The 6,360-nt window shown below is 41.7% G+C and carries 7 protein-coding genes; 1 reads left to right on the top strand and 6 read right to left on the bottom strand.

Annotated elements, in window-relative coordinates:
• Nucleotides 1–143: 143 nt before the first annotated feature.
• From rpsA to FFM57_RS04990, 5 genes are all read right to left on the bottom strand, one after another.
• Nucleotides 144–1,358, bottom strand: a complete 1,215-nt coding sequence (gene rpsA / locus FFM57_RS05010; RefSeq protein WP_137599424.1) for a 30S ribosomal protein S1 — start codon at nucleotides 1,356–1,358, stop codon at nucleotides 144–146.
• A 137-nt stretch (nucleotides 1,359–1,495) separates the two neighbouring features.
• A complete protein-coding gene (gene cmk, locus FFM57_RS05005) occupies nucleotides 1,496–2,182 on the bottom strand; it encodes a (d)CMP kinase (RefSeq protein WP_137599423.1) in 687 nt (228 codons plus the stop codon).
• A 124-nt stretch (nucleotides 2,183–2,306) separates the two neighbouring features.
• Nucleotides 2,307–2,903, bottom strand: a complete 597-nt coding sequence (locus FFM57_RS05000; protein ID WP_137599422.1) for a LysM peptidoglycan-binding domain-containing protein — start codon at nucleotides 2,901–2,903, stop codon at nucleotides 2,307–2,309.
• A gap of 73 nt (nucleotides 2,904–2,976) precedes the next feature.
• A complete protein-coding gene (locus FFM57_RS04995) occupies nucleotides 2,977–4,395 on the bottom strand; it encodes a RecQ family ATP-dependent DNA helicase (RefSeq protein ID WP_137599421.1) in 1,419 nt (472 codons plus the stop codon).
• On the bottom strand, nucleotides 4,386–5,387 hold the full coding sequence (locus FFM57_RS04990) for an RQC domain-containing protein (RefSeq protein WP_137599420.1): 1,002 nt from the start codon (nucleotides 5,385–5,387) through the stop codon (nucleotides 4,386–4,388). Before FFM57_RS04990 ends, FFM57_RS04995 begins: the two co-directional genes overlap by 10 nt.
• Nucleotides 5,388–5,417: 30 nt before the next feature.
• Here FFM57_RS04990 and FFM57_RS04985 point away from each other — a divergent pair, with 30 nt between their 5' ends.
• Nucleotides 5,418–5,627 carry a ferredoxin gene (locus FFM57_RS04985; RefSeq protein WP_137599419.1) on the top strand — a complete coding sequence of 70 codons (210 nt, stop codon included), beginning with the start codon at nucleotides 5,418–5,420 and terminating at the stop codon, nucleotides 5,625–5,627.
• Nucleotides 5,628–5,697: 70 nt separating this feature from the next.
• Here the strand turns inward: FFM57_RS04985 and FFM57_RS04980 are convergent, their stop codons facing one another.
• Nucleotides 5,698–6,336, bottom strand: coding sequence for an ECF transporter S component (locus FFM57_RS04980; protein ID WP_137599418.1), 639 nt, complete (start codon nucleotides 6,334–6,336; stop codon nucleotides 5,698–5,700).
• Between the last annotated feature and the right edge of the window lie 24 nt (nucleotides 6,337–6,360).

Genomic DNA, 6,360 nt, shown 5'->3' with positions numbered 1-6,360 from the left:
TTCATATACTTATTTTACCGATAAAAATACAATATGAAAAGAGGCACGAACACTGTCAAAACAGCCCTCGCACCTCTTCAAAAAGATATAATCCCTTAATTGTTAAAAAAGCTGAGGACTTAGCCTCAGCTTAAATTAGTGATTTATTCTTCATCTTGATCTTTCAATTGATCGCCTAAGATATCACCTAAAGAAAAACCAGTGCTTTCTTCTGGTAATTCATAGTCGTCTTCGGCTGCTTTTTCTTCTTTTTCAGCAGCTGGCTTATCCACTAAAGCTTTAATGGAAAGAGCAATGCGTCGTTCTTCAGGTTTTACTTCCAAGACTTTCACTTGGACTTCTTCACCTTCATGTAACACTTCATGTGGTGTCGCAATATGTTGGTGGGAAATTTGTGAGATGTGCACTAAACCTTCCACGCCGGGGAATAATTCCACAAAGGCACCAAAAGTCGTCAAGCGTTTCACCGTTCCAGTTAAAACAGCGTCGACTGGAGCTTTTTCTTCAATGTGATCCCATGGGCCGTCTTGTGTCGCTTTAATGGAAAGCGAAATCCGTTCTTGTTCAGGGTTCACGCTTAAAACTTTCACGCTTACTGTTTCGCCAACTTTTAAAACATCAGCTGGTTTGCTTACGTGATAATGAGCAATTTCAGAGACGTGCACTAAACCATCAACACCACCTAAGTCCACGAAAGCACCAAAGTCTGTTAAACGTGCTACTTTACCTTCCAAAACATCGCCTTCGTGAATGTTGCTTAACACTTCAGCTTTTTTAGCGTTACGTTCAGCTTCGACAACGGCTTTATGAGATAAAATTAAGCGGTTTTCAGAAGGTTCAATTTCCACGATTTTAAAGCGGAGCGTTTTCCCAACATAACCAGAAAAGTCGGAAACAAAGCGGCTTTCCACCATGGAAGCAGGTACGAAACCACGCACACCAAGATCCACTACTAAACCACCTTTAACCACACTAACAACTTTTCCTTCAACGATTTGGCCATCTTCAAAGGATTTTTCGATTTCTACCCAAACTTTTTTCGCATCTAACCGACGTTTAGAAAGGAGGTAGCTCCCGTTTTCTTTATCTTTACCAATGGAAGAGATAACCACAAGTTCTAAAACGTCTCCCACTTTGACAAGATCACTGAGGGTTTCGTTAGGATCAGCAGTTAATTCCTTCAATGGAACAACCCCTTCAACTCCGGCTCCTTCAATCCCGACGATTACTTGTTTGTCTTCGAGGGCTAAAACTTCACCTTTAACCACATCGCCGACTTTTACTTCTTGAACACTCTTCATGGCTTGTTCCATGAGTTCGGCTCCGTTTTCTACTTGATTTTGATCGAATTCTGACATGACTTATCCTCCTTGGCAACATTAAAAAACAAAATCTTAAAACACAATTTAATTTTAGAATAAAATGACAAAAAAATAAAGCGATTTCTTCTGAAAAGCGCTTTATTCTCTCTTTTAGGTTTAATTTCCGAACAAAATCAAAGAAATTGTAAGTCAGGGACCTTACTGCTAATGATTTTTTTGATGGTGTCCACTACTTCTTGAATATTTAAACCAGTGGTATCCACCTCGACGGCATCGGCGGCTTTTTTTAAAGGAGAGACTGCACGATGTGAGTCCAAGTAATCACGCTTGGCTATACTTTCGGCAATTTCTGCTAAATCAGCTGCTTGACCTTTACTGAGGTTTTCTTGATAACGCCGCTTTGCACGTTCGGCTACTGAAGCAATTAAGAAGATTTTCACTTGGGCTTGTGGTAATACTTGTGTCCCAATGTCCCGTCCGTCCATCACGATGTTTTGACTGGCAGCAATTTCTTGTTGCAACTCCACTAATTTTTCTCGTACTTCTTTTAAAGCAGAGACACCAGAAACTTCTTGATTAACTGCTTGACTGCGAATTTCTTCCGTCACTTCTTGGTGTCCAAGAAAAACTTTTTGGCCAGTAGCACTTGGTTGAAAAGATAAAGGGGTTTGGGCTAGCAGTGCAATAAGAGCCGCACTATCGGTTAAAGAGACCCTTGCTTGTAAACCAGCAAAGGTGACTGCGCGGTACATTGCGCCTGTATCACAATAGACAAAGTTTAGATCTTTAGCAATAATTTTAGCGACGGTACTTTTCCCGGCTGAAGCTGGGCCATCGATGGCAATTTGAATTTTAGACAAGATGATTCCTCCTACAACTTTTTAAAAGCCTACTTCTTTGACTTGTTGAATGGTACTAAGGAGCAAAGAAAAGGACGTGGACTAAAAGAACAAGTCCTTTAGTCCGCGTCAATTTTACGCTTGCTTATTTGACGTTAACGGTATCCCCTGGTTGTAAGACAGTATCCGTGGTTAAGCCTGGGTTTAATTGCAATAACTCATCCAGCGTCATGCCATTATTAGTGGCAATCCGATACAAACCTTCACCTTGTTGAATGGTGTAAGTCTTTCCACTAGTCGTAGCGGCAGGTTCACTGCTAGATGGTGTCGTTTCAACCGGTGCTTCTGAAGAAGATGGCGTGGTGGAACTTGGTACGGTTTCTTCACTAGAACTAGAAGAACTAGAGCTTGCTGGAGCAGAAGAACTCGTTTCCGTCGTAGTTGAGCTAGTTGTAGCTGTCGTACTAGACTCACTAGTGGTGGTGATAGTGGTTTCCGTGGTTAAGCTAGAAGAAGTATCATCTGTCGCTTTGGAATTAGGATGTTGAATCCAGAAGTACGTGAAAAGAACCATCGTAATAATGACTACCAATAAAATTACTAGTAACGTCACGAAAAGGCTGTTTCCTTTTTTCTTCCGCTGGTTGGTGCGAGACATGTTTTCATTGTACTCCGTATCATAAATTGGTTGATCCCAAGCTTCTTGTTGTTCGTCTTGGTTAAAATCGTCTTTTTTACTCAATACATTCGTCCTCCCTAAAACTATTCTAGGACATTATAGCATAGGATTTTTGCCTTGTCTGTTAAAAAAAGTCTTAAGAAAAGGTTTTGCGCGGAAATAATTGGTGAAAATGTTCTTGCCAAGTTGTCGGCGGCATTGTGGGAGGTGCTGTCACTTGCTCCTCATTAAAATAAGCTGTAACGGCCAACTGATGAAAACTACAACACTGGGAATTTTCTTGTGGTGCTGGGTCGTGGAAATAAGCCGCAATTTTTTGCCGTAGACAGCCCTCTTCATGAATGTACGCTAGCATCGCTTGTTGCTGTTGCAATTGCAAATGATTTCGCTCCTTTAAAAGCGTCAAAATTTTATCCTTAGCTGTCGGTTGCTGGCTGATTTGCTTTTGCCAAAAGTCAGCCACATTATGTTCAGGCAAGACTCTTTCCTGTGCTAAATGTTCCACCCATTCTTGGCGCTCCCGTGCAAAATGTTGTTGGACCCGTTCATCTTGTGGGACATATAAAAGAATGGCGACACCTTGAGCACCATCGCGACCACAACGACCAATTTCTTGAACGTAGTGTTCTAAAGACTGCGGTAGTTCGTAATGGAGAACGGCGCGCAAATTATTTTTATTAATCCCCATGCCAAAAGCATTCGTTGCAACCATCCAGTCTAAAGTTCCCATCCTAAATTGGCGCTGTAAAACTTGGCGTTCTTGCGGCTTCAAACCACCATGATAATAACTCGCTTTTAAGCCTAATTGTAACAAAGTGGCCGTTAACTCTTCTGTTTTCCGGCGCGTATTACAATAAATAATGCCCGGTGCTTTTAGGCGCGGCAAAGTCGTAGCGATAAAAGCTTGGCGTGCGTCTTCATCGGGTAATGTTTTAACGATTAGCCCAATGTTCGGTCGATCCACCGGCAAACGTACAAGCTCATAAGAGACATCTTTAAACAAATAGCGGGCAATATCTTCAGCTACCTGTGGGGTACATGTGGCGGTTAACGCCAAAATTTGCGGCACTTGTAATCGTTGAAGCTGGGGTAGGACTTGTAAATATTCTGGGCGAAAATCAAACCCCCACTGACTGAGACAATGGGCTTCGTCTAAGACGGCCATTTGCAAAGAAATCTTAGTCAGCTGAGCCATTAAGCGCGGACTTTGCAGCATCTCTGGGGAAAGAAGTAAAAATTTCAATCGGCCCAGACGTTGCAATAAATAATCTTGTTGTTCTTTATTGAGGCTAGAGTTGAGATAAGCTGCCGAATTTTTTTGCAATTGATTCAAGCGTTGACTCTGCTCTTCCATTAATGCAATTAAAGGTGAGACAATCAGGGTTAAACCAGGCCGCAATAAACCAGGTAGACTGTAACACAGTGTTTTACCAGTTCCGGTGGGCAAAATTCCCAAACAATTATTGCCGGCCATGATTTCTTGCAAAACTTCTTCTTGCCCAGGTTTAAAAGTGGTGTAGCCAAAATATTCTTTTAGTGCTGTAGTTAAGTCCATGTGCTCCTCCTTTTAGCTAAAGTCTGAATTTGAAAAAGACGAAAGCTTAAAAAGTCTAGTGCAGCTAATTCTTGATAGTCCCACTCCACCACTTGCGCATTCTTCATTAAATAATCTTTTAGAAATTCTTGCGCTCCGAAAGCCATAAATCTTGAGTAAGGGAAAGTTTGCGGTTGGAGAATGGCTAATTCCAGTAAGTGATCTCGTAACGTACTAGCTTTTAATTGCCGGCGTTTATTGCTAATCCCTTGAAAGTTTAAGCCCGCGGTCACTAAGGCTTGTGTCTGACTGACAGAATTAGCTGGCGGTGTGACGAGTTGTTGGAACTTTGGATAATGGGCGGCTTCTTGCAAAAAAGCATGGAGATCATCTTTATATTGCAAATAGCTCAACAATGTCTTGGTGCCGTATATTTGCCACGTGACTTCTCCAGGGTGGTGTGGCCCAGTAAATTGGCGAATCAATCTTTCTGCTGTATCCACTGGCAAGCTCGCCAACAGTTGGTAAAATTCGGCCACTACTAGCGCTTTAGCCGCGGCGGTAGGCGCCATTTGTTGCAGCCAACTTTTTACGTCGTTTTGTATGACCAAGTCCGTCACAACTGGTTGGTAATTTTTTTCTTGCTGATTCTGCTGCGCCAAAACTTGCATTGCTAGTAAAAAGCGACTCCAAAACACTTCATCAAAACGTTGCAACGGAAAACCAGCTAAGTGAGGAAATTTTGTTAAATCTAAAACGGCAGCCGTTTTGCCTTCTATTAGACGCAGCCATGTTCCATCAAACTGCAAAAGATTTTCTGTTGCCAATTGTTGCAAGACTTTTTGAAATTGGGCTTGTGACCACCCTTTAAATAAACCAAAGTAAGGCAGCAGTTCTGTGAAGTAACCATAAACTAGAATAGAGCTAGTTTTCTTTCCTGTCAGTAAGTGATACAATGTCGTTGCTTTTAATTTTTCTCTAGTCTGTAATAAGGCCAAAATTAATTGATCCATTTCAACACCTCAAAGTTAGGAGGAAAAATTGTGGAGTGTCAACTTGTCCGTCCGAATTGTATTGCTTGTGGTCTGTGCCAAACCTTAGCCCCCAAGACGTTTGATTATGACGATGAGGGAATCGTCTGCTTTTTAAATACAGCACAACAGATAACGCATCAATCTATTTTACCGCAAGAAGAAGAAAATGTCATAGCCGCTATTAAACGTTGTCCGACCCAAGCTTTGTTGGCTAAATAAAGATACGCAAAAAAAATCCTGAGTCTCTTCCATGGTTTCTGCCATGAAAAAGCTCAGGATTTTTTATTTTTTACTTACTTTGTTTTGGTGCGTTAAGCGAGTCTTCTCTTTTCTTAGGTACCGCTACTGTCTTCGTGATAAGCCAGGGTAAGAGCTTAGCGTAAATCGCTACAAAAACGATGGAGACAATTAAGCCTTTTGCCAAGTTGAAGGGCACAATCCCCACTGCTACGTAACGCGCTAAACTCATTCCTAAAAAGCTTTCCGCCTGCATATTGAAAAATTTTAAGTACAAGGGGGTAATCACAAAGTAATTAGCTACGGACATCACTAAGGTCATTAAAAGCGTGCCAGTGACCGTCCCCAAAATTTTATTTTTAATACTGGCGCCTTTTGTGCTTGCCTTGCTATGGAAGAAATAATATAAAGGCAAAGTGAAGCTGCAAGAAGCGACAAAACTTGCCACGTCCCCCACAATATTGCTTGGTTCAATCCCCGTTATTACTAAGTGCAACAAGGAACGCAAACCAGCGGTAACGATGCCGGCTAATGGTCCGAATAAAAACATCGCCACCATAATGGGAACATCGGAAAAATCAATCTTTAAAAAGCTGAAAAATGGAAAAGGAATTGCCACAAACTGCAACACCAAACCCATCGCTGCCATTAAAGAAACCAACACAATCTTTTGAACCTTACTTCGTCTCATAGAGCCCTCCTGTCAGGTTTCAAT

Source organism: Enterococcus nangangensis, assembly GCF_005405245.1.
Classification (GTDB): Bacteria; Bacillota; Bacilli; order Lactobacillales; family Enterococcaceae; genus Enterococcus_J; species Enterococcus_J nangangensis.
Note: the sequence above shows the minus strand (reverse complement) of the source record. Positions and strands in the feature narration are given on the sequence as shown.

What these genes read in the sequence shown, in the direction of transcription:
- rpsA (WP_137599424.1), bottom strand. Translation starts at nt 1,358, where the DNA reads ATGTCAGAATTCGATCAAAATCAAGTAGAAAACGGAGCCGAACTCATG.
- FFM57_RS04995 (WP_137599421.1), bottom strand. Translation starts at nt 4,395, where the DNA reads ATGGACTTAACTACAGCACTAAAAGAATATTTTGGCTACACCACTTTT.
- FFM57_RS04980 (WP_137599418.1), bottom strand. Translation starts at nt 6,336, where the DNA reads ATGAGACGAAGTAAGGTTCAAAAGATTGTGTTGGTTTCTTTAATGGCA.
- FFM57_RS04990 (WP_137599420.1), bottom strand. Translation starts at nt 5,387, where the DNA reads ATGGATCAATTAATTTTGGCCTTATTACAGACTAGAGAAAAATTAAAA.